We start from the raw sequence: 23404 nt of genomic DNA on the forward strand, positions 1-23404 counted from the left end.
CGGGTGGCCCGGGAGGTCGGCATCGAGGGCAAGTTGGGTGGTCAGGCCCAGGTGAAGGGGGTCTCCGGCACCTGGCGCGACCTCACCGAGAACGTCAACCAGCTCGCCTCCACGCTGACTACCCAGCTGCGGGCTATCGCCCAGGTCTCGACGTCGGTGACCCGGGGTGACCTGACCCAGCGGATCGCCGTGAAGGCGCAGGGCGAGGTCGCCGAGCTGAAGGACAACATCAACCAGATGATCGTCACCCTGCGGGAGACCACCCACAAGAACGCCGAACAGGGCTGGCTCGACTCCAACCTGGCCCGCATCGGCGGTCTGTTGCAGGGCCAGCGCGACCTCGGCGAGGTCTGCCGGATGATCATGCAGGAGGTGACTCCGCTGGTCGACGCGCAACTCGGCGCGTTCTTCCTGGCGGACAACTCCGACGGGGTGATGCGGCTGCGGCTGACCGCCTCGTACGGCTACGTGTCCCGGGGGCACGAGGTCACCTTCGGGCCGGGCGAGGGGCTGGTCGGGCAGACCGCGCTGTCCCGGCGCACCATAAGGGTCGGCGCCGTACCGGACGGGCGGATCACGCTGCGTTCCGGACTGGCCGACACGCCGCCCGCCGACCTGGTCGTACTTCCGGTCCTCTTCGAGGGCGAGTTGCTCGGCGTGATCGAGTTCGCCAGCGCGACGCCCTTCTCCGAGTTGCACCTGTCCTTCCTCGAGCGACTGGTCGCCACCATCGGCATCGCGGTCAACACCATCCAGGCCAACCGGCGTACCGAGGAGTTGCTCGCCCAGTCCCAGCGGCTCGCCCACGAGCTGCAGGAACAATCCGCGGAGCTGCAACGCACCAACGCCGAACTGGAGGAGAAGGCGACGCTGCTGTCGGAGCAGAAGGGCAACATCGAGACCAAGAACCGGGAGATCGAACTGGCCCGGCTCGGTCTGGAGGAGAAGGCGCAGCAGCTCACCCGGGCCTCGGCGTACAAGTCGGAGTTCCTGGCGAACATGAGCCACGAACTGCGTACGCCACTGAACTCGCTGCTGCTGCTGGCCCGGCTGCTGGCCGAGAACTCGGAGCGCAACCTGACCCCGAAACAGACCGAGTTCGCCCGGACGATCCACAGCGCCGGCTCGGACCTGCTGTCGCTCATCGACGACATCCTCGACCTGTCGAAGATCGAGGCAGGGCGGATGGACGTGGAACCGACCGAGGTCCGGTTCGCGGAGATCCGCAGCTACGTCGAGCAGGCCTTCGCCCCGCAGGCCGAGGAGAAGGGCCTCGACTTCCAGGTACGGATCGGCAAGGATCTGCCACCGGCGGTGGTCACCGACGCCCAGCGGCTCCAGCAGATCCTGCGCAACCTGCTCTCCAACGCGGTCAAGTTCACCGACAACGGTGCGGTGACCCTGCGGATCTCCCGCGCCCCGGAGAACGTGGTCTTCGACGTACCGGCGTTGACCAACGCCCGGCAGGCCATCGCCTTCACGGTGATCGACACCGGGATCGGCATCTCCGACGACAAGTTGTCGCTGATCTTCGAGGCGTTCCAACAGGCGGACGGCACGACCAGCCGTCGGTACGGCGGCACCGGGCTGGGCCTGTCCATCAGCCGGGATCTGGCCCGGCTGATCGGCGGCACGATCACCGTCACCTCGGCACCCGGTCAGGGTTCGACCTTCACCCTCTACCTGCCCGACGTACTGGCGCCGGACGCCGTGGTCGCGCCCGCGGCGCCGTCGCCGCAGCGCGCCGGCCTGCCGTCGTCGCTGCTGATGCCGCCGGTGGAGTTGCTGCCGCAACGGCCGGAGGCACCGCAGACCCGCCAGCTGGACGGTGCCACCGTGTTGATCGTCGACGACGACGTGCGCAACGTGTTCGCCCTGACCAGCGCGCTGGAGCTGCACGGCATGACGGTGCTGTACGCGGACAACGGCAGCGACGGCGTACGCCTGCTGGCCGAACACCCGGAGGTCGACATCGTGCTGATGGACGCGATGATGCCCGACCAGGACGGGTACGAGACGACCCGGCAGATCCGCCGTAACCACCGCTTCGCGGACCTGCCCATCGTCTTCCTGACCGCCAAGGCGATGCCCGGTGACCGGGAGTCGGCGATAGCCGCCGGGGCCAGCGACTACATCACCAAGCCGGTCGACCTGGACGAGCTGATCGAGCTGATGTCGTCCTGGATCAGTGGCAGCCGTACTGAGGAGGGCTCGTGACGCAGGTGGCGAAGGCGCTGCTGGTCGATGACCGCCGGGAGAACCTGATGGCCCTGGAGGCGATCCTCCAGGGGCTGCCGGTGCAGTCGGTCGCGGTGGAGAGCGGCGAAGCCGCACTGAAGCAGCTGCTGGTCGACGACTTCGCGGTGATCCTGCTGGACGCGCAGATGCCGGACATGGACGGCTTCGAGACGGCCAGTCACATCAAGCGGCGGGAGCGTACCCGGCACGTACCGATCATCTTCCTGACCGCCGCCGACCGGGACGCCCAACTGGCCCTGCGCGGCTACGCGGTCGGTGCGGTCGACTACCTGACCAAGCCGTTCGACCCCTGGGTGCTGCGGGCCAAGGTGTCCGTCTTCGTCGAGCTGTGGACCAAGACCCGGCAGTTGGCCGCCCAGTCCGAGATGGTGCGGGAACGCGACGCCCAATGGCGCCTGCTCACCGACGCCGTGGACGAGGCCACCACCCTGCTCCGTGCCGCCGAGGAGAATCCCGACGCCGTCCCCCGCGCCCTCTCCACCCTCGAACAAGCCCGTTGGGGCCCCACCCCCGACTAACCCCACGCACCCCCACCTACCCCACCCCTGTCCCGCCCGTGCGCTCCGCCTCACGTGCCCGCGCGTCACGCGATCTCGCACTTACGGTCGGGGTAAAGCGTCACAAACAGTGCATATGGGCGACCGGAAGTGCAAGATCTGTGCCTGCCGGTGCCGGTGCCGGCGTGGCGCTTGGGGCGCGGAGAGGGTGGGGGCTAGGGCGTGGGGGCGTCGTTGCGGATCATCAGGGCGCTGCGCAGGCCGGTGATGTCCAGGACGCGGAGCAGGAACTCGCCGACGTTGGTCAGGACGAGCAGGCTCTGGGCGTGACTGGCCTTGCGGCTCAGCACCACCAGCGTGCCGAGCCCCTGTGAGTCGCAGAAGGTGACCCCGCCCAGGTCGAGCACGATGCGGGGCGGCGGCTCGGTGAGTACCTCGTTGACGACGGTCGACAGCTGGGCGGCCGTGAGCATGTCGATCTCACCGGCGAGGCGTAGGACTGCTTCGTCGCCCGTTCGGTGTACGGTGATGGACAGTTCGGCACGATCCACCGGGTCAGCCTATCGCGATCTCGACCTCCCGGCCTGCCGAGGCGAGCCGTATCCGAGCAGCGTGCCGCAGGGTGAGCCGGGTAACCCCGTTCCGGGGTGGCTGCCGGTCCACCAACGGGCGCTGACACAATGGCGGCATCGTGACCGAGGTGTACTCTGCCGGATCCGACCGTTACCCGGTCGATGCGCCGGCCTCAGCGGCCCTGTTCGACCGCGCTCGCGCCATCGTGCCGGGCGGGGTGAACTCTCCCGTGCGTGCCTTCCGGGCGGTCGGGGGCACACCCCGTTTCATGGTCCGCGGTGAGGGGCCCTGGCTGTACGACGCCGACGGGCGGCGCTACGTCGACCTGGTCTGCTCCTGGGGTCCGCTGATCCTGGGCCACGCCCATCCCGAGGTGGTCGCGGCGGTTCAGGCCGCCGCCGCCAACGGCACCAGCTTCGGTACGCCGACGCCGGGTGAGGTCGAGCTGGCCGCCGAGATCGTCGAGCGTACGCCGGTGGAGCAGGTCCGGCTGGTCAACTCGGGCACCGAGGCGACCATGTCGGCGATCCGGCTGGCCCGTGGCTTCACCGGCCGGTCGAAGATCATCAAGTTTGCCGGTTGCTACCACGGGCACGTGGACGCGCTGCTCGCCGCCGCCGGCTCCGGGGTGGCCACTCTCGGCCTGCCCGACTCGCCCGGTGTCACCGGCGCGGCGGCGGGCGAGACCATCGTGTTGCCGTACAACGACATCGCCGCGGTCGAGGCGGCGTTCGCGGCCGAGGGCCAGCACATCGCCGCGGTGATCACCGAGGCGGCGCCCGGGAACATGGGCGTGGTGGCGCCCCGCGACGGCTTCAACGGGCAGTTGGCGCGGATCGCGCACGCGTACGGCGCGCTGCTCGTCGTCGACGAGGTGATGACTGGCTTCCGGGTCTCCCGCGCCGGCTGGCACGGACTCGATCCGGTCGACGCGGACCTGTGGACGTACGGCAAGGTCATGGGTGGTGGGCTGCCCGCCGCGGCGTTCGGCGGGCGCGCGGAGATCATGTCGCGGCTGGCCCCGGCCGGACCGGTCTACCAGGCCGGCACCCTCTCCGGTAACCCGCTCGCCTGCGCGGCCGGGCTGACCACGCTGCGGTTGGCCGACGACGCGCTCTACCGCAAGCTGGACGACACCGCCGCCGTCGTGGGCAAGCTCGCCGCCGACGCGCTGGCCGCCGCCGGTGTCCCGCACCGGCTGTCGTACGCGGGCAGCATGTTCTCGATCTTCTTCACCGACGCCGACGTGGTCGACTACGACAGCGCCCGCACCCAGCAGGTGCCCGCGTTCAAGGCGTTCTTCCACGCGATGCTCTCGGCCGGGGTGTACCTCCCGCCGAGCGCGTTCGAGTCCTGGTTCGTTTCGGCGGCGATCGACGACGCCGCCCTGGAACAGATCGCCGTCGCCCTGCCGGCGGCGGCCAACGCGGCAGCAGCGGCAGGCACAGGGGGGTAGCGGTGAGCGCGAGGAGTGAGCCGGTCTTGCGAGCCCCGCAGTCGCGAACGAAGGGGGCGCGGGTGAGCGCGAGGAGTGAGCCGGTCTTGCGAGCCCCGCAGTCGCGAACAGAGGGGACACAGCGGTGAGTAAGACGGTGGTCCACGTGCTTCGGCACGGCGAGGTGCACAACCCGGACGGCATTCTCTACGGCCGACTGCCCGGGTTCCGGCTCAGCGAACTGGGCGTCCAGATGGCCAAGGCCGCCGCGCAGGGGCTCGCCGCCCGGGAGGTCGTGCACGTGGTGGCCAGCCCGCTGGAACGTGCCCAGCAGACCGCCGAGCCGATCGCCGCACAGTTCGGGCTGCCCGTCGGGGTGGACGAGCGGCTCATCGAGAGCGCCAACTGGTTCGAGGGCAAGCGGGTCTCGCCTGGTGACGGCTCGTTCCGGGATCCGCGCAACTGGTGGGTGCTCCGCGACCCGGTGACCCCCTCCTGGGGCGAGGCGTACCGGGCGATCGCGGAACGGATGTTCGCCGCGCTGCACGCCGCCCGGGTCGCCGCCGAGGGCCGCGAGGCCGTCCTGGTCTCCCACCAGTTGCCGATCTGGACGCTGCGCCGGCACGTCGAACGTAAGCGGCTCTGGCACGATCCGCGCCGCCGTCAGTGCTCGCTGGCCTCCCTCACCACGTTCCACTTCGACGGCGCCAAGATCGTCGGCATCGGCTACTCCGAACCGGCCGCACACCTGGTGGCGATGTCGCCGACCGCGCGGACCGCCAAGGGGGCCTGAGATGGCCGCCCCGAGATGGGTTCTGGGACTGCTCGCGGTGACCGCGGCGGCAGCCCTGACCGGCTGCACCGGCGGGGGCCGGGAGGCGGCCTGCGACACCACCGGCGGCATCGTCGAGTGCACACCGGAGCAACGCTCCGCCGCCCCCGGGATCGCCGGTCAGCTGCTCACCGGCGAGGACTACGACGTGGCCGGCCAGCGTGGCCAGGTCGTCGTGGTCAACTTCTGGGGCTCCTGGTGCGCGCCCTGCCGGGCCGAGGCCGACGACCTGGAGAACACCTACCAGGCGACCAAGGACTCCGGGGTGACCTTCCTCGGCATCAACGTGCAGGACAGCCGGGACAAGGCGATCGCCTTCGAGGAGGCGTACGGGGTCAGCTATCCCAGCATCTTCGACCCGGGCAGTCGGCTGGCCCTGGCCATGGACATCCCGCCGAACACCATCCCAGCCACCGTCGTACTCGACCGGGAGGGTCGGATCGCGGTGGTGATCCGGGCGGCGGTACGGCAGGAGGGCCTGCAACCCATCGTCGAGCGGATCGCCGCGGAGTCGCCCGCGTCGTCCGGCGAACGCTGATGGGCGAGACCTTCGGGCAGCTCGCCGTCTCCGGCCCACTGCTGTTCGCGGTGGGCGCGGCGGCCCTGGCCGGGCTGGTCAGCTTCCTGTCGCCGTGCGTGCTGCCGCTGATGCCCGGCTACCTCTCCTACGTCACCGGCCTCGCCGGCACCGACCTCGAAGGCCGCGGGGAAGGCAGGGGCCCGGGGTCGACCCCGGCGGCGGAGGGGGCTCCGGCCGCCACCACGACCAGTACGACGGGCGGCGGCGTCGGCACCGTTGCACGGGAGGTACGTCCCAAGGTCGGCGCGGCGGTGAAGGGCCGGGTGCTCCTCGGCACGCTGCTCTTCGTCGCCGGCTTCACCGTCGTCTTCGTCTCCACCGCGATCCTGTTCAGCACCATCGGCCGGGTCTTCTTCGACTACAAGCGGCCGTTGGAGATCGTCGTCGGCGGGCTCGTGGTGCTGCTCGGGCTGGGCTATCTCGGCGTACTGCCCGGGCTGCAGCGCGAACTGCGGATCAACCGGTTGCCCTCGGCCGGCCTGCTCGGCGCACCCGTACTCGGTGCGGTGTTCGCGCTGACCTGGGTGCCCTGCACCGGGCCCACCCTGGCCGCGGTGCTCGGCATGGCCGCCACCAGTGGGCAGACCGACCGGGCGGTGGTGCTGGCCGTGGCGTACTGCCTCGGGCTGGGGATTCCGTTCGTCGTCTTCGGGTTGGGCTTCAACCGGCTGCTCGGGGTGTTCCGCGCGATCCGGCGCAACAGCCGCTGGGTCACCCGGATCGGCGGCGTACTGCTGGTCGTGATCGGGCTGGCGCTGGTCACCGGCGGCTGGACCAACATCGTGATCTGGCTGCAGACCACCATCGGAGTAGGCGATTTCCAGGTGAGCATCTGATGACCGCTGTCGACCAGCGGCCGGTTCCGGCACCGGCCGAGCCGCCCCGGCGGCGCCCCAACCCGCTGCTGGCCCTGTTGCGCAACTCGTGGCGGCAGCTGACCAGTATGCGTACCGCGTTGGTGTTGCTCTTCCTGCTCGCGGTCGCCGCCATTCCGGGTTCCGTGCTGCCGCAGCGCGGCGTCAACCCGGAGGACGTCCGCGACTTCTTCACCGCGTACCCCGAGCTGGCGCCGTGGCTGGACCGGATCGGTGCGTTCGAGGCGTTCAGTTCGGTCTGGTTCTCCGCGATCTACCTGCTGCTGTTCACCTCGCTGATCGGGTGCATCACACCCCGGCTGGTCGATCACGTCCGGGCGCTGCGGTCCCGGCCGCCGGCCGTACCGAAGCGGTTGAGCCGGCTGCCGCAGCACACGGTGGTGCCCGCGCCGGACGGCGGCGTGGCGGCGATCGCCGAGACGCTGCGCCGTCGTCGGTGGCGGGTGGTGGTCCGCGGCGACGAGGTCTCCGCCGAGAAGGGGTACCTCAAGGAGACCGGCAATCTGATCTTCCACAGCTCGATGGTGCTGTTGCTGATCGGTGTCGCGCTCGGTTCGTGGTACGGCTGGAGCGGCAACCGGCTGCTCGTCGCCGGCGCCGACCACGTCTTCTGCAACACCCGCCAGCAGTACGCCGAGGCGAAGCTCGGCCCGCGCGTCGGCGACGACCTGCCCCGGTTCTGCATGCAACTGGACGAGTTCGACGCCCGCTTCCTGCCGACCGGTCAGCCGTCGTACTACCAGGCGAAGGTGACCGTGGACGAGAACGGCGGCGCGCCGCGGGCGGCGGAGTTCTCGGTCAACTCGCCGCTGCGCCTCGACGGTGCGAACGTCTACCTGCTCGGGCACGGGTACGCCCCGGTGATCCGCTACACCGACCGGTACGGCCGCAGCCAGACCAGTGCCGTGCCGTTCCTGGGCACCGGCGACATGGGGCTGACCAGCGAAGGGCTGGCCGCCTTCCCGGACGCGAACGTCGACCCGGCGACCGGCGAGCGCAATCGGGAGCTGCAGGTGGCCTTCGACGGCCTGTACCTGCCGACCGCGCCGCAGCAGGGACCGTTCACCCGCTCGGAACACCCGACCGAGCAGAACCCGCTGCTCGGCCTGGTGGCCTACCAGGGCAACCTCGGCCTGGACGCCGGTATCCCCGGTTCGGTGTACCAGCTCGACCAACGCCAGGTACGCAACGGGCGACTCACCGAGATCGGCTCGCGCGAGCTGCGGGTGGGAGAGAGCTGGACCCTCGACGACGGCAGCAAGGTCGAGTTCCTGGGCTCCGAGCCGTACATCGTGCTGTCGGTGCGCTACGACCCGGGTACGAACCTGCTGCTGATCAGCTCGGTCGGCCTGGTGCTGGGGCTGATGGGCTCGCTGTTCGTCCGGCGACGCCGGGTCTTCGTCCGACTGCTGCCGACGGGCTCGGCCGACCCCGCGAACGGATCTCCGACGGGCGGTAGTAGTTTGGTCGAGGTGGGCGGTCTACCGCGTACCGAACATCCCGGGTTCGCCGACGAGTTCGCTCAACTCGTGGCGGCGTTGCGGGACGACCGGCCGGCCGGCAAGACCGACGACGCTCCCGCCGCGCGAGAAGGAGCCGAGTGATGTCCGCACTCTCCGACCAGCTGATGACGATCACCACGCTGGTGTACCTGCTGGCGATGATCGGCCACGCGGTCGAGTACGCCCTCGGCAACTCGCGGGCCCGGGCCGTGGCCGCGCCCGCCCGCGAACTGGTCGGTGCGGCGGTCGGCGCCGGCTCCACCCCGGCGACGCGGCGGGACGCGCCCGACCTGACGGCCGCCCGGCCCACGGTGGCCGCGACCTCGACCGAGCGCACCGCGCGGCGGGCCGAACTGGCCGGTCGGGTCGCCGTCGGGCTGACCGCGCTGGGCGCGGCGGCGCACCTGGCCGGGTTGGTCACCCGCGGTCTGGCCGCCGACCGGATGCCGTGGGGCAACATGTACGAGTTCGTGCTCACGGTCTCGTTCATCGGGGTCGCCGCCTGGCTGGTGGTGCTGGTGAAGGTGCCGTCGCTGCGCCGGCTCGGGCTCTTCCTGACCCTGGTGATGGTGCTGCTGGTGGCCACCGCAGAACTCGTGCTCTACACGCCGATCGTGCCGCTGGTGCCCGCGCTCAACTCGTACTGGTTCATCGTGCACGTGTCGACGATCGTGTTCGCCTCGGGACTCTTCCTGCTCGGTGTGGTGCCGGCGGCGGCGTACCTGATGCGGGCCGGTTACGAGCAGGGCAAACGTAGTTTCCCGTACACCCTGGCGAAGCGGCTGCCGGCGGCGGCCGGCCTGGAGCGGCTCACCTTCGTACTGCACGCCTTCTCGTTCCCGATCTTCACCTTCGCGGTGATCGCCGGGGCGATCTGGGCCGAGGCGGCCTGGGGTCGCCCGTGGGGCTGGGACCCGAAGGAGACCTGGGCCTTCATCTCCTGGGTGATCTACGCGGGCTACCTGCACGCGCGGGCGACGCCGAGCGTGAAGCGCAACGTGGTCGCCTGGCTGGCCATCCTCGGCTTCCTGACCGTGCTGATGAACCTCTTCGGCGTGAACATCTTCTTCGAGGGCCTGCACTCCTACGGCGGCATCTGAGCACACGTCGCGCGGCGTCGACTCAGCGTCTCGGCGACGCGCAAGGTGATCTGGTAGGCGACCTCCGGCACGTCGGCGAGTTCGATGCGTTCCGCGCGCAGCGCGATCTGCGCGTGCAACTCGCGGGCGATCGCGTCGCGCAGGCAGGTCTGTAGCGGCGAGAGCCCGTCCGGCTCGCCGACGACGTATGCATCCGACATGCGTCCACCGTGCCGTTCCTGATGGGTTCGGGACAGAGCCAGTGAGATTCGTCGCCGGCACTGCTCGCTCAACTGGCCGGTGTTGAGGAGATCTTGGACAGTTTCCGTTAGCGCGGAACGGCAAGTGTCCAAGATCTGGACTGGATGCTGCCGGGCAGTGCTCCGGGACGCACCGGGCAGGGCCGCCCGGGGCCGGAGGGGCGTGCGGTGTGCCACAGGGCGAGCGGGCACCCGGCGTGGGTGGGGCCGCCGGGTGTGGGGGAGACTTGCGGGCATGGCGGCTCGTGGGTTCCCGTACACCGATCTGAAGGACTTCCTGGCGGCGCTGGAGCGCGAGGGCGAACTACGCCGGGTCGACGTGCCGGTGGATCCGACGTTGGAAATCAGCGAGGTCGTCACCCGGACGGTCCGGGCCGGCGGTCCGGCGTTGCTCTTCGAGCGGCCCACCCGGGGCGAGATGCCGGTGGCGATCAACCTCTTCGGCACCGAGAAGCGGACCGCGATGGCGCTCGGCGTCGAGTCGCTGGACGAGATCGGCAACCGGATCGGCGAGCTGCTCAAGCCGGAGCTGCCGGTGGGCTTCTCCGGCATGATGGGCGGCCTGGGCAAGGTCATGCAGCTCAAGTCTATGCCGCCGAAGAAGGTCAAGACCGCGCCCTGCCAGCAGGTGGTCTACCGGGGTGCCGACGTCGACCTGAACCGGCTGCCGGGCCTGCAGGTCTGGCCGGGCGACGGCGGGATCTTCCACAACTTCGGGCTGACCCACACCAAGCACCCGGAGACCGGCAAGCGCAACCTCGGGCTGTACCGGCTCCAGCAGCACAGCCACAACACCCTCGGGATGCACTGGCAGATCCACAAGAACTCCACCGCGCACCACGCCGTCGCCGAGCGGCTCGGCCAGCGCCTGCCGGTCGCCATCGCCATCGGCTGCGACCCGGTGGTCGCGTACGCGTCGAGCGCGCCGCTGCCCGCCGACATCGACGAGTACCTGTTCGCCGGGTTCCTGCGCGGTGAGCGGGTGGAGATGGTCGACTGCCTGACCGTGCCGTTGCAGGTGCCGGCGCACGCCCAGGTGGTGCTGGAGGGCTACCTGGAGCCGGGCGAGCGGCTGCCGGAGGGGCCGTTCGGTGACCACACCGGCTTCTACACGCCGGTGGAGCCCTTCCCGGTGCTGCACGTCGAGGCGATGACCATGCAGCGTGACCCGGTGTACCACTCGATCGTCACGTCGAAGCCGCCGCAGGAGGACCACGGCCTCGGCAAGGCCACCGAACGGATCTTCGCGCCGCTGCTCCGGTTCCTCATCCCGGACATCGTCGACTACGACCTGCCGTCCGCCGGGGTCTTCCACAACTGCGCGATCGTGTCGATCCGCAAGCGGTACCCGAAGCACGCGCAGAAGGTGATGAACGCGATCTGGGGCGCGCACATGATGTCGCTGACCAAGCTGATCGTGATCGTGGACGAGGACTGCGACGTGCACGACTACAACGAGGTCGCGTTCCGCGCCTTCGGTAACGTCGACTACGCCCGGGACCTGCTGCTCACCGAGGGGCCGGTGGACCACCTCGACCACTCGTCGTACCAGCAGTTCTGGGGTGGCAAGGCCGGCATCGACGCCACCCGCAAGCTGCCCAGCGAGGGCTACACCCGCGGCTGGCCCGAAGAGATGACCATGTCCCCCGAGGTGGTCTCCCTGGTCGACAAGCGCTGGAAGGAGTACGGCATCTGATGGCGACCACCCCCGACGCCGCCGATCCTCGTGATCTTGCACTTCCGGTCGCCGATTCGTCCACTTCGGCCAGCTCTGCCCCGACGGAAAGTGCAAGATCGCGGGGGCGGGTGGGGGCGTTCCTGCGGCTGGTGGCGATCGAGCACTCGGTGTTCGCGTTGCCGTTCGCCTTCCTGTCGGCGTTGACCGCGATGTCGGTTGCCGGGGGGCGGGTGCGGTGGATCGACCTGCTGCTGATCACCGTGGCGATGGTCGGGGCGCGTACCTTCGCGATGGCCGCGAACCGGATCCTGGACCGGCGGATCGACGCGCGCAACCCGCGTACGGCCAACCGGGAACTGGTCACCGGGGCGGTGAGCCTGCGGACGGCCTGGGTCGGCGCGGGCGTGGCGCTGGCCGTGTTCCTGGCCGCCGCCGCCCTGCTCAACCCGCTCTGCCTGGCCCTCGCGCCGCTCGCGGTGGTGCCGCTGGTGGTCTACCCGTACGGCAAGCGGTTCACCAACTGGCCGCACGCCATCCTGGCCGTGGCCCAGATGGTCGGGCCGATCGGCGCCTGGCTGGCGGTCACCGGCACCTTCGCGGGCTCCGGGCCGGCCTGGCTGCTCGGCGCCGCCGTCGGCCTGTGGATCGGTGGCTTCGACCTGATCTACGCCTGCCAGGACGCCGAGGTGGACCGGAAGATCGGCGTGCACAGCGTGCCGGCCCGGTACGGGCTGCGGTTCGCGCTGCACGCCTCCACCGTCGCGCACGTGCTGACCTTCGCGCTGTTCCTGTGGTTCGGCGCGCTGGTCGGCTTCGGCTGGCTCTGGTGGATCGGGCTGGTGCTGACCGCGGTCGCCTTCGGCTACCAGCACCTGGTGGTGACGCCGACCGACCTGAGCCGGGTCAACCGGGCGTTCTTCACCGCCAACGGCTTCGTCGGCATCGCCCTGTTCGCCTTCGCCCTGCTCGACCTGGTGATCCGGCTGGGCCTACGGCCCTGAGGCCCGGCTCCGCGGCTGGTGTGCCGTGTACCGGGCGCTCTCCAGGGTCCAGTCGATGGTGCCGCGTACGGCGTGGGTGACCCCGTCGAGGTGGGCGGTGACGGCCTCGTCCAGCGCCGGGCCGAACGACGGCACCGTGGCGCGCAGGGCGACGAACCGGCGCATCGACCGGTGCCAGCGCCGGGCCACCGACTCGACCGCGTCGGGCAGCGGAACCCGGCGTTCCGCGGCCACCGCCAGCACCAGGTTGTGCCCGCCGGAGGTGGTCGCGTCCCGCTCCAGCGAGGCCAGGTCGTTGTACCAGGAGAGCAGGTCGTTGCCGAGATCGCGGAGTCGGCGCAGCAGCGGGTGATGGTAGACCGGGTCGGGCAGCGCCCGGCCGTGGACGAACTCCACCAGCGGATACGCGACGTTCGCGGCCGAGGTGGCCCGGCGCAGCACGACGTACTCGGCGACGCCGGGCAGATGACCACCGGACTTGTTGGCCGCCTCCTGCCAGGTTCCGTCGAGGTGCTGGGCGACCGCGTCGGCGAACCGCAGCCGCCAGTGGGCTGGCATCCGGCGCTGCGGCTCGCGCCACGCGGTCGCCAACAGCCGGCGCAGCGGGCCGGCCAACCCCGCTCGCGGTTGCCCCGGGGCGTCGTCGCGGAGCAGCGCCAGCGCGCCGTCGCGCAGCGCGCTGATCTCGTCCAGGTCGAGTCGCCCCGGCCCGTCGCAGGCGTCGTCGACCAGGAAGAACCAGGTGAACAGGGCGGACAGCACGCGGAGGTCGGCCGCGGTGGCATCCGGGTAGAGCCGTCCCGCGTAGCGGGCGAACCGGGCGCCGGCCAGTCGCGCCCGGGCCGGGTCGTCCAGCGGCAGACCGGCCTGCGGCAGCCAGTCGACCAGCCAGCGTTGGGTGTCGTCCGCGTACGGCGACAGCCGGGGCACATACGGGCAGGCGGCGCCCAACTCCGACAGCACGGCACCAACGCGGGGCACCGGCAGGGTGTGTTCAGTCATTCCGGATCCCTCCCGCGCCCACCGCTGCTCGCCCCAGGGCAGCATGGCAGCTCGCCCCGGCTCGCAGGTTCCGGCCGGACATCGCAGGAGTAACGACGCGGATCACGCCGACCCGGCGGGGTGCCCGACCGGTGTCGACGGCGACCAGGCAGGCTGGAGGCATGCGTGAACCTTGGGTGGTCGGGGTGTCCGGCGCGTCGGGTACGCCGTACGCGGCGGCGGTCGTACGCGGGCTGCTCGACGCGGGCGAGTCGGTGGACCTGATCGTCTCCCGCGCCGCCCGGCTGACCGTGCTCGACGAGACCGGGCGGTCGTTCCGCGACGCGCACTGGGCTGTGGATCTCGCTGCCTGGCTCGGCCGCGACCTCGCCGACGCGGACGTACGGCACTGGCCCGCCGGTGACCTGGCCGCCGGCCCGAGCAGCGGTTCCTACCCGGTACGCGGGATGGCGGTGGTCCCGGCCAGCACGGCCGCCTGCGCCGGCATCGCCATCGGCCTGTCCAAGGACCTGTTGCAGCGGGCCGCCGAGGTGAACCTCAAGGAGCGTCGCCGGGTGGTGGTGGTACCCCGCGAGACGCCGGTGACCCGCAGCCACCTGGAACACCTCATCGCGTTGCACGACGCCGGTGCGGTGGTACTGCCGGCCAGCCCCGGCTTCTACGGCGCGGGTGCCGCCGCAACCGCGGCGCAGCTGGTGGACTTCGTGGCGGGCAAGGTGCTCGACGCCCTCGGCGTGCCGCACACGCTGTTCCAGCGCTGGGCCGGAAAGTTGAACGCGGACCGGACCTGACGGCCGGTCCGCGTTCTGATCCGCACCACTCAGTACATGCCGGCGTTGGCCGGGCCCGGTCCGGTCGAAGCGGTCGGGCCCGCATTGCGCGGTCTACCCATCTCGTCCGCCTCTTCCAGCATGCCCTCCCCTTCGAGCAGGGCCCGTACCTCGGATTCTCGAAACCGGCGATGCCCTCCTGGAGTCCGGATGCTGCCGATCCGGCCCGCCGCCGCCCATCGCGTCACGGTCTTCGGGTCAACCCGAAACAGCGCGGCGACCTCACCCGGTGTCAGCAGGCGATCTCCAGTGTCCACAGCCCCCTCCTCGCGTCGACGAAGCCCCCGGCTGAACACACTGCCCCCGGCCGGTGCGAGCCCAGAGCCGTCATGAGGGACGTATGGCAATTACAGCACCAGCGACCTGGCCTGTCCGCCAAACGCGAAAAACGCACTGAGTGGGAAGTTAGTAAATGCTACCGGCGCCACGCCCTTCGAACCCTGGGTATGCGAACTGTCACGCTCCGCCATGCCTAACGGATGCCGGCGTCCGAGTGTTACGCGCCGACGACTAGGGTCTACAGTCCGTGGACGCCATCGACCTCGCCCTCGTGGACCTACTCCGCGGCAACGCCCGCCTGTCGTACGCCGAACTGGCCCGCCAGGTCGGCCTCTCCGCGCCAGCGGTGCACGAACGTGTCGGGAAGCTGGAATCCGGCGGGGTCATCCGGGCGTACCGGGCCGAGGTCGAGCCGGAGACCATCGGGCTGGGCGTGACTGCGCTGATCGGCATCGTGGAGGACTCCGGCGCGGACACCGACGACGTGCTGGAGGCGTTCCGGGGCATCCCCGAGATCGAATCCTGCTACTTCATGGCCGGCGTCGAGTCGTTCCTGCTCAAGGCCCGGGTGGGCACCATCGCCGAGCTGGAGCAGCTGATCGTACGGCTGAACCGGACACCCGGCGTGGCCTCCACCCGGACCAGCATCGCCCTGTCGACCAAGTGGGAGAACCGCCCCCAGGCGGTGGCTCCGACCTCGTCGTGAGTCGCTTGCTAGGTTTCCCGACGTGACTCATCTCGACCGTTGCGACGAGGCGAGCCGCCGGTGGGTGACCGAGGCGATCGCGGCCGTCGAGGCGGATGCGAACCGGTCCGCCGACACCCACCTGCTGCCCTTCCCGCTGCCCCGGCACTGGGGCATCGACCTGTACCTGAAGGACGAGTCGGTGCACCCGACCGGGTCGCTGAAGCATCGACTGGCCCGCTCGCTGTTCCTCTACGGGCTCTGCAACGGCTGGATCGGGCCGGAGACCACCGTCATCGAGGCGTCCTCCGGCTCGACGGCGGTCTCCGAGGCGTACTTCGCCCGGATGCTGGGGCTGCCCTTCGTCGCGGTGATGCCCGCCTCGACCTCGCCCGAGAAGATCGCCCAGATCGAGTTCCAGGGCGGTCGGTGCCACCTGGTCGAGGATCCGGCGAAGGTGGTCATCGAGGCACGCTGGCTCGCCGAGGACTCCGGCGGACACTTCATGGACCAGTTCACCTACGCCGAGCGGGCCACCGACTGGCGGGGCAACAACAACATCGCCGAGTCGATCTACGCGCAGCTCGCCCTGGAACGCCATCCCGTACCGGCCTGGATCGTGGTCGGTGCCGGCACCGGCGGCACCAGCGCCACCATCGGCCGGTACGCCCGCTACCAGCGACTGCCCACCAAGCTCTGCGTGGTCGACCCGGAGAACTCCGCGTTCTACCCGGCCTGGCAGGCGGCCGACTGGTCGGTACGCACCGGCCGGGGCTCGCGGATCGAGGGGATCGGCCGGCCCACCGTCGAGGCGTCGTTCGTACCCTCGGTGGTGGACCGGATGGTGCACGTGCCGGACGCCGCCTCGCTGGCCGCGATGCGGGCCGGCTCGGCGGTACTGGGACGACGGGTGGGCGGCTCGACCGGCACCAACCTGTGGGGCGCGTTCGGGCTGATCGCCGAACTGCTGGCGGCCGGCCGGACCGGCTCGGTGGTAACCCTGATCTGCGACGCGGGCGACCGGTACGCCGACACGTACTACGCCGACGAGTGGGTGGCGGCACACGGCCTCGACCTGGCCCCGCACCTGGGCACCGTCGAGCGCTTCCTGGCCGACGGCAGCTGGCCGTCCTGACCTCTCCGGCGCTGGTGGTGGCGGTCCGCACGGTGCGCCGCAGATCCTGGCCGAGGTGGCGGGGTTGCGGGCGGCCGGGTTGGTCGTCCCGGTGGTCTCGGCCGTCCTGATGGCCGTGGCTGTCGCGCGGCGGTGGTGGCCCGGGGGCGTGCCGCTCAACGGGGCTCGGCGGCCTCCGCCAGACCCGGGTAGTGCCGGACGAAGCCGTCCCGGTCCACCTCGACGTCGGCGCTGAAGCCGTCGCTGGCGTACCGGAACCGGTTCGGCCCGAGCGCGGTGTAGACCTGCTCGGTGGGCAGCACCGTCAGGCTCGGCACCAGCACCCACGCCACGCTGATCGGATAGCTGGTGTCGGCGGCCTGCTCGGCCAGCCGCAGCCGGCGCACCGGCAGCGTGTTGAACAGCGGCGAAGCGCCCAGGTCCACGTCCAAGGCATCGGCCAGCCGGTCCGGATCCTCGACCCCGGGCAGCCCCGCCGGCGGTCGCCCGGCCGCCGTCAGCGCCGCGTCCAGGTCACCCTGCTCGGCGGCGGTCACCCGCCACCGGTCGGTGGCCCGTTCCAGCCGTACGCTGCGCCGCCAGCCGGCCCCCTCGACCTCGACCTCCAGCCGGACACTGACCCACTGCGGGTCGGTCATCAGCTGGTACCGGCAGGTGTACGGCAGCGGATCGGCCGACAGCTGGGTGCCCTGAGCCGCCAGGCCGTGACCATCGTCGACCAGGGCATGTTCGGCGCCGGCGGTGTCGATCCGGGTCCACAGCAACGACTTCGGCTTGGTCGGCATGGATCGGACGTTACGCCACCCGACCCGGCCGGGCAGTGCCTTGCGCAGAAGGCCACCAGCCAGAACCGGCGAGTCGGCACCCCGACCCGTGGCATGCTCCGCCAGCTGCCCGCCGTCTCCGCCGTGAGGCCGCCGTCTGCGCTGGCTGGCCCTTCGCCGTGAGGCTGCCGCCTTCGCCGTGAGGCCGCCGTCTGCGCCGTGAGGCCGCCGTCTGCGCTGGCTGGCCCTTCGCCGTGAGGCTGCCGCCTTCGCCGTGAGGCCGCCGTCTGCGCTGGCTGGCCCTTCGCCGTGAGGCCGCCGCCTGCGCCGTGAGGCCGCCGTCTGCGCCGTGAGGCCGCCGTCTGCGCCGTGAGGCCGCCGTCTGCGCCGTGAGGCCGCCGTCTGCGCCGTGAGGCCGCCGTCTCCGCTGGCGGGCGCCTTCGCCGGCTGCAAGATCGTGCTCGATCCAGGATCGAGTGGTATCGCATCACGAGGTGGCCACTCGATCCCTGATCGAGCATGATCTTGCAGCCGCAGCCGCAGCCGCAGCCGCAGCCGCAGCCGCAGCCGCAGCCGCAGCCGCAGCCGCAGCCGCAGCCGCAGCCGCAGCCGCAGCCGCAGCGTTGCGGGTGGCTCGTGATCAGTGGGCGCGCGCCCGCGGGCGCCCACCCGGTCCCCGCCAGTCCTCCCGCTGCCGGTCCTGCGGGCCCCGGCCGTCCGCGCGCATCCGGTCGCCGTAACGACGCTCGCCCCGGGCCGGTTCGCCGAACCGACGCTCGCCGGCGCCCCGGTCGGCGTAACCGCGCTCGCTGGCGCCCCGGTCGGCGTAACCGCGCTCGCTGGCGCCCCGGTCGGCGTAACCGCGCTCGCTGGCGCCCCGGTCGGCGTAACCGCGCTCGCTGGCGCCCCGGTCGGCGTAACCGCGCTCGCCGCGCGGGTGGTCGCCGTACCGGCGGTCACCGCTTGGCCGGTCACCGTAACGGCGGTCGTCCCGGCCGTGGCCGCCGAACTGGTCACCGCGACCTTCGTCACGGCCGCGGCGCTCGCCTCGACCGTCACTCGGGTATCCGCGCTCGCCTCGGCTGTCGGAACCGTAGCTGCGCTCACCTCGGCTGTCACTCGGGTATCCGCGCTCGCCTCGGCTGTCACTCGGGTAACGGCGCTCGCTGCGGCTGTCGGAGCCGTAGCCGCGCTCGCCCCGGCCCTCGCCTGCGTACCGGCGTTCGCCGCTGGGCCGGTCCCGGTAGCTGCGCTCACCGGTCGGGCGGTCGCCGAAGCGACGCGGGCCACCGGTGCGGCCGGGCCGGCGGGACTCCTGGGGCTCGTCGCGTACCGGCACACCGCTGGGCTCCCGCGCCCCGGTCAGTTCGCCGAGGGCGGGGTCACCGGCGCGTACCCGGGTCTCGGCCGGCTGCACACCGGCCTTCTCCAGCATTGCCAGGGTGGTGCGCCGCTGCTTCGGCAGCACCAGGGTGGCCACCGCACCCGTCTCACCGGCCCGGGCGGTACGTCCGGCCCGGTGCAGGTAGTCCTTCGGGTCCTTCGGCGGGTCGACGTGCAGTACCAGCGAGACCCCGTCGACGTGGATGCCCCGGGCCGCCACGTCGGTGGCGACCAGGACGTTCGTCCGGCCCTCGCGGAATTCGGCCAGGGTGCGGGTACGCATCCGCTGGGTCTTGCCGCCGTGCAGCCCGCCGGCGCGTACGCCGACCGCCGCGAGCTGCGTGACGAGCCGGTCCACGCCGAGCTGCGTCCGGGCGAAGACGATGGTGCGGCCGGACCGCGCCGCGATCGACGCGGTCACCGGGAACTTGTCGGCCGGCGGGATGAGCAGCAGGTGGTGGTCCATGGTGGAGACAGCGGCGGTGGGCGGCGCGGTGGAGTGGGTGACCGGGTCGGTCATGAAGCGCCGGACCAGCGCGTCCACGTCGGCGTCGAGGGTAGCCGAGAAGAGCAGCCGCTGGGCCCCTGCCGGGGTCTTCGCCAGCAGTTCGGTGACGTCCGGCAGGAAGCCCATGTCGGCCATCTGGTCCGCCTCGTCGAGCACGGTGACCTCGACGTCGTCCAGGCGGCAGACGCCGCGGGCGATCAGGTCGCCGAGCCGGCCCGGAGTCGCCACGACGACCTCCACGCCGCGCCGCAGGGCGTCGATCTGGCGGTCGTAGGGCACCCCGCCGACGGCGGTCTTCAGGGACAGGCCGACGGACCGACCCAGCGGGGCCAGGGCGTCGTTGACCTGCATGGCCAGTTCCCGGGTGGGAACCAGGACGAGGGCCCGGGGGCGCAGCGACCGGGCCGGTCCCGCGGCGGCGACCCGGGCCAGCAGTGGCAGCCCGAAGGCAAGCGTCTTGCCGGAGCCGGTCTGGCCACGGCCGAGTACGTCCCGTCCGGCGAGCGCGTCCGGCACGGTCGCCCGCTGGATCTCGAACGGGCTGGTGATGCCCTGCCGGGCAAGGGCCTGGACCAGCGGACCGGGCAGGCCCAGGTCCTCGAAGGTGGTGGTGGGGGCGTCGGTGACGGTCGGCTGCGAGCCGGCGTGGACGTCGAGGGCGGACAGGGGCGTGCCGGGATCAGCGGAGATGGTCAAGAAATGCCTTTCAAGCGGGGCGCATCTTCGCGATGTCCCGCCGCGGCACCTCGCCGCCGGATCTTCCGCAAGAACGCCCGATGGGCGCGCCATCGCGCGCCGGGGTCAGTGATCGCTGTCAAGTGTACGGCGGTGGGCCGGATGTCGCCCAAGTCGGCGGTGGGTAGTGGGCGGACTCACCCACGGATCCGAGTACGGCGTCACCCCGCCTGGCCGCCGGTCAGTCCGCTCAACGCATCGTTGGCCACCAGTACGACCAGCACGCTGATCGCCACCAGCAGGCACAGCGCGACGGCCATCACGATCATCACCCGGAGGGTGCTGCTGGACCGTTCGGCCGAACTCTCCGTCCAGCCCTGGGCCAGGATGTGCCCGGTCAGCGAGCCGGAGTTCTCCGGCTCTCCGGCGGGGAAGGCCACCGTGGCGTTGTTCGCGTCGCTGGAGTAGTACGCGCTCAGGCCGGCCCCGTCCGGACGTTTCGCGGCCTGCTCGGGCCGCCCGGTGGGCGTACCCTGCCGGTCGCCCGGCCCACCGCCGGGCTGCTGGGTCGGTGCGGTGCGCGGGGTCGGCGGTGGCGGAGCGGCCCGGGTCGGCGCCGGGCCCGGCGGCGCGGGCGGGACCAGGCCGGGACGGGCTGACTGCCGGGGCGCCGCACCGGGCGAGGCGGGCGAAGGCTCGTCCCGGCGGCCGACCGGGCTGGTCGGCGGCGGCCAGACCGGCAGGGCGGGCGCCGGCACGGCCGGGGCCGATTCCGTTGCCGCCGGAACCGTCCGGGATGCGCCTGGCGTGGCGGGCGGTGGCGGGAACGGCGGCGCGGGTACCGGACCCGGTGGGGGCGGCGGCGCCGGCACGGGCGGGCCCGGTGGGGGCGTCGGTGAGCCCGGCAGCGGCGGCGTGGGCCGAGGCGTGGGCGGGGGCGCGGGCACCGGTCCCGGCGGGTACGGCCCCGGCCCCGGTGGTGCCGGTGCGGGTACGGGCGGTGCCGGAGTCGGCACCGGCGGTGTCGGGATGGGTGCGGGTGGTGTCGGGGCCGGTGGCGTCGGCGGGGCCGGCGCCGGTCCTGGCGGGGTCGGTGGCACCGGCGGGATGGGTGGCACCGGCGGGGTCGGTGGCGCGGGCACCGGTGGGCGGGGTGCCGGCTCGGGGGCGGGCGGCGTGGCTGGCTCGGCCGGCTCCGCTGGCTGGGTGAGCGCTGGCTGGGTGAGCGCCGGCTGGGTGAGCGCCGCCGGCTGGGCCGGCGCCGCTGGTTCCGGAGCTACCGGCGCCGAACGGTAGACACCCGAGGACTTGCCGCCGCGGCCGGCGGCGTTCGCCTCGTCGGCGCCCACCCGGCTCATCCCGGGCACCCGGGCGCTGGCCCGTGCCGCAGGCACCGGCCCCGACACTCCGTCCGCCTGCACCGTGCCCGGCCCGGCCGGTCCGGTACCTTCCGTGCCGACCTGGGGCCGGGCGGCCGTCGAGTAGCCGCGTACCCCAGCCTGTCTGGGCGGGACCGCGGACGCGGTCGCCCGGAAGCTGGTCCCGCCGCTCGGCGTGGTCGTCGGCGGGCCGGTGCCGGCCGCCGGGGCGCTGGTCGCAGCTGCGCCCGGGTCGTCGGCCGCAACCGGGCGGACACCCGCCCGGCCCACGGCTGGCTGGGCGTCGGCGGTGGCCGGAGCGGTGGCCGGTCCAGGGTCGGCCTTCGCCGGAACCTCGTGCTCGGTCATCCTCGCCTCCGCCGCGCTCGCACCCGGACCGCCGGACCGGGAGTACTCAGTGACACCGTGCCACATGTCGACCGGTTGGCACACCTGGAGTGCCCACAGTGTCCCCAGGTGTATCCGGGCGGCGCCGATCGGCGGCCGGTCGGCGAGTGGACGATCAGCCGTGTCGCGTCGGGTCAGTGACCGCCGACGGTCGACGGGGTGGCCGAGACGCTCTCCTCGGGTGCGAGGCTGCTCGTCGTCGTGGTCGGGCTGGCGTCGTCGTCGAGGTCGTCGCTGTCACCCGGCGTGGTGGTGGGGCTGGGCGTCGCCGAGGTGACCGACGGCGTGGGCGTGGGGGTGGTGCTGCCCGTCGGGGTGGGCGTGGGGCTCGGCGAGGTGGGTGCGGGCGTCGGCGACGTGGAGGGCGTCGGCGTCGGCGTCGGTCTCGGCGTGGTCGTCGGCTTCGGGGTCGGGCTCGGCTTCGGGGTCGGCTTGACCGTCGGGGTCGGCGTCGGGGTCGCCGACGGTGTGGGCGAGGCCGACTCGGCGGGTACCGCACCGACCACCCGGGTCGCGGCGAAGAGCCGGGACCAGCGTACGGTCGAGATCTTCACCACGTCGCCCGTGGTGGGCGCATGGATCATCTTGCCGTCGCCGATGTACATCCCCATGTGATGGATCGTCCGCCAACTGCTGCCGGAGGCGAAGAAGACCAGGTCGCCGGGGAGCAGCGCGTTGCGGGGCACGGTACGGGACCGGGTCGCGTAGTACTGGTCGCGGGAGACCCGGGGCAGCTGGTAGTAGCCCGCCGACCGGTACGCCGACCAGATCAGACCGGAGCAGTCGAACGAGTTCGGGCCGGTGGCCCCCCAGACGTACGGGTCACCGAGCTGCCGGCGGGCGTACGCCAGCGCGGCCAGCGCGGTGGGGTGCGCGACCAGCCCGTCCGCCGACTGGTTGGCGTAGTCGGCGCCGAGTTGCTGCTCGGCGCGCTCCTGTTGGCGGGCCAGCTCGACCAGCTGCGTGGCGTTCTGCTCGCGCAGCTTGAGCAGCTTGGCCTCTTCGTCGCGGAGCGCCTTCTGGGTGGCGGTGTACTGCTCCTGGGCGCCGCGCAGCCGGGACTCGGCCGCCGTGTACGCCTCGGTGGCCACCTGCTCGTCGGCGCGGGTACGGGCCAGTTCGCCGGCCGCCGGGGCGGTGGCGTGTTCGGCCCGTTCACCGCGGTTCGCCCGCCGGAGTAGCTCCAGGTCGCGCAGGTCGGCGGCGAAGTCGAGGGGCGGTAGCGCGGCGTCCGCCTTGATCGCCTGCGCGGCCGCCTGGTCGGCGCGCTGCTGGGCCTGCTGGACGGCGGCCCGGGCGAACTCCAGGTCACGCTCGGCGCTCAGCTGTTGGGCCTCGGCCTCGGTGCGCTGCTGCTCCAGTTCGAGTAGTTGGGTGCCGAGCTCGCCGACCCGGGCCTCGGCGGCGTTGATCTGTACTTCGAGGGCGCTGGCGCCGGGGGACACCGAGGGGGCGACCACACCCGGGTTGGGGTCGGCGGGGGCGGCACCGGGCAGTTGGAACGGACCGGTGACGGTCGGGCGGGAACCGGTGTCGGGGACCGTTACGGGCACCCCCGGCTCGGCGTACGCCGGAGCGGCGAGGACGGTGGCGGCGACGGCGCTGAGCAGAGCGGACCAGAGCATCGGACGTAGCACCGGCGAGATCACCGGGTGCCGTCGCCGTTGCCGTCGCCCGTGCTCGCTGTCGACCATTCCGCTCCTCGTCCGGGTGGTGCGCCGCGCGGGTGGTGGGGTCGCGGCGGTCGGGACGCTACCAGGGTGTGTGGTGCGCCCCACCCTGTCTTACCGCAAGGGGCACAGCGCT

Annotated in this window: 21 protein-coding genes; 13 read left to right on the forward strand and 8 right to left on the reverse strand. The window is 72.1% G+C overall.

The genetic code is table 11. The features are described from left to right. Together D2L64_RS19980 and D2L64_RS19985 are read left to right on the forward strand one after the other, a co-directional pair. The coding region (locus D2L64_RS19980) for an ATP-binding protein (protein ID WP_119578740.1) at positions 1 to 2217 on the forward strand (2217 nt) is incomplete at its 5' end. Beyond that, positions 2214 to 2777 carry a response regulator gene (locus D2L64_RS19985; RefSeq protein ID WP_119578741.1) on the forward strand — a complete coding sequence of 188 codons (564 nt, stop codon included), beginning with the start codon at positions 2214 to 2216 and terminating at the stop codon, positions 2775 to 2777. The genes D2L64_RS19980 and D2L64_RS19985, both read left to right, overlap by 4 nt. 194 nt (positions 2778 to 2971) lie before the next feature. Here D2L64_RS19985 and D2L64_RS19990 read toward each other — a convergent pair whose 3' ends face one another. Then, positions 2972 to 3307 carry an STAS domain-containing protein gene (locus D2L64_RS19990; protein WP_119578742.1) on the reverse strand — a complete coding sequence of 112 codons (336 nt, stop codon included), beginning with the start codon at positions 3305 to 3307 and terminating at the stop codon, positions 2972 to 2974. Between the two features lie 140 nt (positions 3308 to 3447). Here D2L64_RS19990 and hemL point away from each other — a divergent pair, with 140 nt between their 5' ends. The 6 genes from hemL to ccsB all read left to right on the forward strand — a co-directional run bounded on the left by hemL (position 3448) and on the right by ccsB (position 9653). Next, a complete protein-coding gene (gene hemL / locus D2L64_RS19995) occupies positions 3448 to 4785 on the forward strand; it encodes a glutamate-1-semialdehyde 2,1-aminomutase (RefSeq protein ID WP_119578743.1) in 1338 nt (445 codons plus the stop codon). A gap of 124 nt (positions 4786 to 4909) precedes the next feature. Beyond that, the gene (locus D2L64_RS20000; RefSeq protein ID WP_119578744.1) at positions 4910 to 5557 is read left to right on the forward strand and encodes a histidine phosphatase family protein; all 648 of its coding nucleotides are present in this window, start codon (positions 4910 to 4912) and stop codon (positions 5555 to 5557) included. A gap of 1 nt (position 5558) precedes the next feature. Beyond that, on the forward strand, positions 5559 to 6134 hold the full coding sequence (locus D2L64_RS20005; protein ID WP_119578745.1) for a TlpA family protein disulfide reductase: 576 nt from the start codon (positions 5559 to 5561) through the stop codon (positions 6132 to 6134). Continuing rightward, positions 6134 to 7012: a cytochrome c biogenesis CcdA family protein gene (locus D2L64_RS20010; protein WP_119578746.1), complete on the forward strand. Its 879-nt coding sequence runs from the start codon at positions 6134 to 6136 to the stop codon at positions 7010 to 7012. Before D2L64_RS20005 ends, D2L64_RS20010 begins: the two co-directional genes overlap by 1 nt. Beyond that, a complete protein-coding gene (locus tag D2L64_RS20015; protein WP_119578747.1) occupies positions 7012 to 8655 on the forward strand; it encodes a cytochrome c biogenesis protein ResB in 1644 nt (547 codons plus the stop codon). The genes D2L64_RS20010 and D2L64_RS20015 overlap by 1 nt, the downstream gene beginning before the upstream one ends. Continuing rightward, positions 8655 to 9653 carry a c-type cytochrome biogenesis protein CcsB gene (gene ccsB / locus D2L64_RS20020; RefSeq protein ID WP_119578748.1) on the forward strand — a complete coding sequence of 333 codons (999 nt, stop codon included), beginning with the start codon at positions 8655 to 8657 and terminating at the stop codon, positions 9651 to 9653. Before D2L64_RS20015 ends, ccsB begins: the two co-directional genes overlap by 1 nt. On the opposite strand, the gene D2L64_RS20025 is transcribed toward ccsB, so the two are convergent. Next, positions 9638 to 9853: a hypothetical protein gene (locus tag D2L64_RS20025; RefSeq protein WP_119578749.1), complete on the reverse strand. Its 216-nt coding sequence runs from the start codon at positions 9851 to 9853 to the stop codon at positions 9638 to 9640. The two genes, ccsB and D2L64_RS20025, sit on opposite strands and share 16 nt — an antisense overlap. Before the next feature lie 274 nt (positions 9854 to 10127). On the opposite strand from D2L64_RS20025, the gene D2L64_RS20030 reads away from it, so the two are divergent. Continuing rightward, positions 10128 to 11588 carry a menaquinone biosynthesis decarboxylase gene (locus D2L64_RS20030; RefSeq protein ID WP_119578750.1) on the forward strand — a complete coding sequence of 487 codons (1461 nt, stop codon included), beginning with the start codon at positions 10128 to 10130 and terminating at the stop codon, positions 11586 to 11588. Further along, the gene (gene mqnP, locus D2L64_RS20035) at positions 11588 to 12571 is read left to right on the forward strand and encodes a menaquinone biosynthesis prenyltransferase MqnP (RefSeq protein WP_119578751.1); all 984 of its coding nucleotides are present in this window, start codon (positions 11588 to 11590) and stop codon (positions 12569 to 12571) included. Before D2L64_RS20030 ends, mqnP begins: the two co-directional genes overlap by 1 nt. On the opposite strand, the gene D2L64_RS20040 is transcribed toward mqnP, so the two are convergent. After that, positions 12560 to 13573: a terpene synthase family protein gene (locus D2L64_RS20040; protein WP_119578752.1), complete on the reverse strand. Its 1014-nt coding sequence runs from the start codon at positions 13571 to 13573 to the stop codon at positions 12560 to 12562. The genes mqnP and D2L64_RS20040 overlap by 12 nt on opposite strands. 161 nt (positions 13574 to 13734) lie before the next feature. Here D2L64_RS20040 and D2L64_RS20045 point away from each other — a divergent pair, with 161 nt between their 5' ends. Next, the gene (locus tag D2L64_RS20045) at positions 13735 to 14364 is read left to right on the forward strand and encodes a UbiX family flavin prenyltransferase (protein ID WP_119578753.1); all 630 of its coding nucleotides are present in this window, start codon (positions 13735 to 13737) and stop codon (positions 14362 to 14364) included. Positions 14365 to 14393: 29 nt separating this feature from the next. On the opposite strand, the gene D2L64_RS20050 is transcribed toward D2L64_RS20045, so the two are convergent. Continuing rightward, on the reverse strand, positions 14394 to 14660 hold the full coding sequence (locus D2L64_RS20050) for a BldC family transcriptional regulator (RefSeq protein WP_119578754.1): 267 nt from the start codon (positions 14658 to 14660) through the stop codon (positions 14394 to 14396). Positions 14661 to 14929: 269 nt separating this feature from the next. On the opposite strand from D2L64_RS20050, the gene D2L64_RS20055 reads away from it, so the two are divergent. After that, positions 14930 to 15388: an Lrp/AsnC family transcriptional regulator gene (locus D2L64_RS20055; protein ID WP_119578755.1), complete on the forward strand. Its 459-nt coding sequence runs from the start codon at positions 14930 to 14932 to the stop codon at positions 15386 to 15388. Positions 15389 to 15410: 22 nt separating this feature from the next. Next, positions 15411 to 16502, forward strand: a complete 1092-nt coding sequence (cds1, locus tag D2L64_RS20060) for an L-cysteine desulfhydrase Cds1 (RefSeq protein ID WP_119578756.1) — start codon at positions 15411 to 15413, stop codon at positions 16500 to 16502. A 155-nt stretch (positions 16503 to 16657) separates the two neighbouring features. Here cds1 and D2L64_RS20065 read toward each other — a convergent pair whose 3' ends face one another. The 4 genes from D2L64_RS20065 to D2L64_RS20090 all read right to left on the reverse strand — a co-directional run bounded on the left by D2L64_RS20065 (position 16658) and on the right by D2L64_RS20090 (position 23292). Then, positions 16658 to 17287 carry a putative glycolipid-binding domain-containing protein gene (locus tag D2L64_RS20065; protein ID WP_119578757.1) on the reverse strand — a complete coding sequence of 210 codons (630 nt, stop codon included), beginning with the start codon at positions 17285 to 17287 and terminating at the stop codon, positions 16658 to 16660. Positions 17288 to 17906: 619 nt separating this feature from the next. Next, on the reverse strand, positions 17907 to 19853 hold the full coding sequence (locus tag D2L64_RS20075) for a DEAD/DEAH box helicase (protein WP_199714647.1): 1947 nt from the start codon (positions 19851 to 19853) through the stop codon (positions 17907 to 17909). 200 nt (positions 19854 to 20053) lie between these two features. Next, positions 20054 to 20590, reverse strand: a complete 537-nt coding sequence (locus D2L64_RS27975; RefSeq protein ID WP_119578759.1) for a hypothetical protein — start codon at positions 20588 to 20590, stop codon at positions 20054 to 20056. 1142 nt (positions 20591 to 21732) lie between these two features. Beyond that, positions 21733 to 23292, reverse strand: a complete 1560-nt coding sequence (locus D2L64_RS20090) for a C40 family peptidase (RefSeq protein WP_119578761.1) — start codon at positions 23290 to 23292, stop codon at positions 21733 to 21735. Positions 23293 to 23404: the final 112 nt, after the last annotated feature.

The sequence above is a fragment of the Micromonospora radicis genome (assembly GCF_003583405.1).
Classification (GTDB): domain Bacteria; phylum Actinomycetota; class Actinomycetes; order Mycobacteriales; family Micromonosporaceae; genus Micromonospora; species Micromonospora radicis.

Excerpts from the sequence above, each read along its gene's own strand:
- D2L64_RS20015 (WP_119578747.1), top strand. The coding sequence starts at position 7,012 with ATGACCGCTGTCGACCAGCGGCCGGTTCCGGCACCGGCCGAGCCGCCC.
- D2L64_RS20010 (WP_119578746.1), top strand. The coding sequence starts at position 6,134 with ATGGGCGAGACCTTCGGGCAGCTCGCCGTCTCCGGCCCACTGCTGTTC.
- D2L64_RS20090 (WP_119578761.1), bottom strand. The coding sequence starts at position 23,292 with ATGGTCGACAGCGAGCACGGGCGACGGCAACGGCGACGGCACCCGGTG.
- D2L64_RS20045 (WP_119578753.1), top strand. The coding sequence starts at position 13,735 with ATGCGTGAACCTTGGGTGGTCGGGGTGTCCGGCGCGTCGGGTACGCCG.
- D2L64_RS20025 (WP_119578749.1), bottom strand. The coding sequence starts at position 9,853 with ATGTCGGATGCATACGTCGTCGGCGAGCCGGACGGGCTCTCGCCGCTA.
- D2L64_RS20030 (WP_119578750.1), top strand. The coding sequence starts at position 10,128 with ATGGCGGCTCGTGGGTTCCCGTACACCGATCTGAAGGACTTCCTGGCG.
- D2L64_RS20040 (WP_119578752.1), bottom strand. The coding sequence starts at position 13,573 with ATGACTGAACACACCCTGCCGGTGCCCCGCGTTGGTGCCGTGCTGTCG.
- D2L64_RS20065 (WP_119578757.1), bottom strand. The coding sequence starts at position 17,287 with ATGCCGACCAAGCCGAAGTCGTTGCTGTGGACCCGGATCGACACCGCC.
- ccsB (WP_119578748.1), top strand. The coding sequence starts at position 8,655 with ATGTCCGCACTCTCCGACCAGCTGATGACGATCACCACGCTGGTGTAC.
- mqnP (WP_119578751.1), top strand. The coding sequence starts at position 11,588 with ATGGCGACCACCCCCGACGCCGCCGATCCTCGTGATCTTGCACTTCCG.
- D2L64_RS20005 (WP_119578745.1), top strand. The coding sequence starts at position 5,559 with ATGGCCGCCCCGAGATGGGTTCTGGGACTGCTCGCGGTGACCGCGGCG.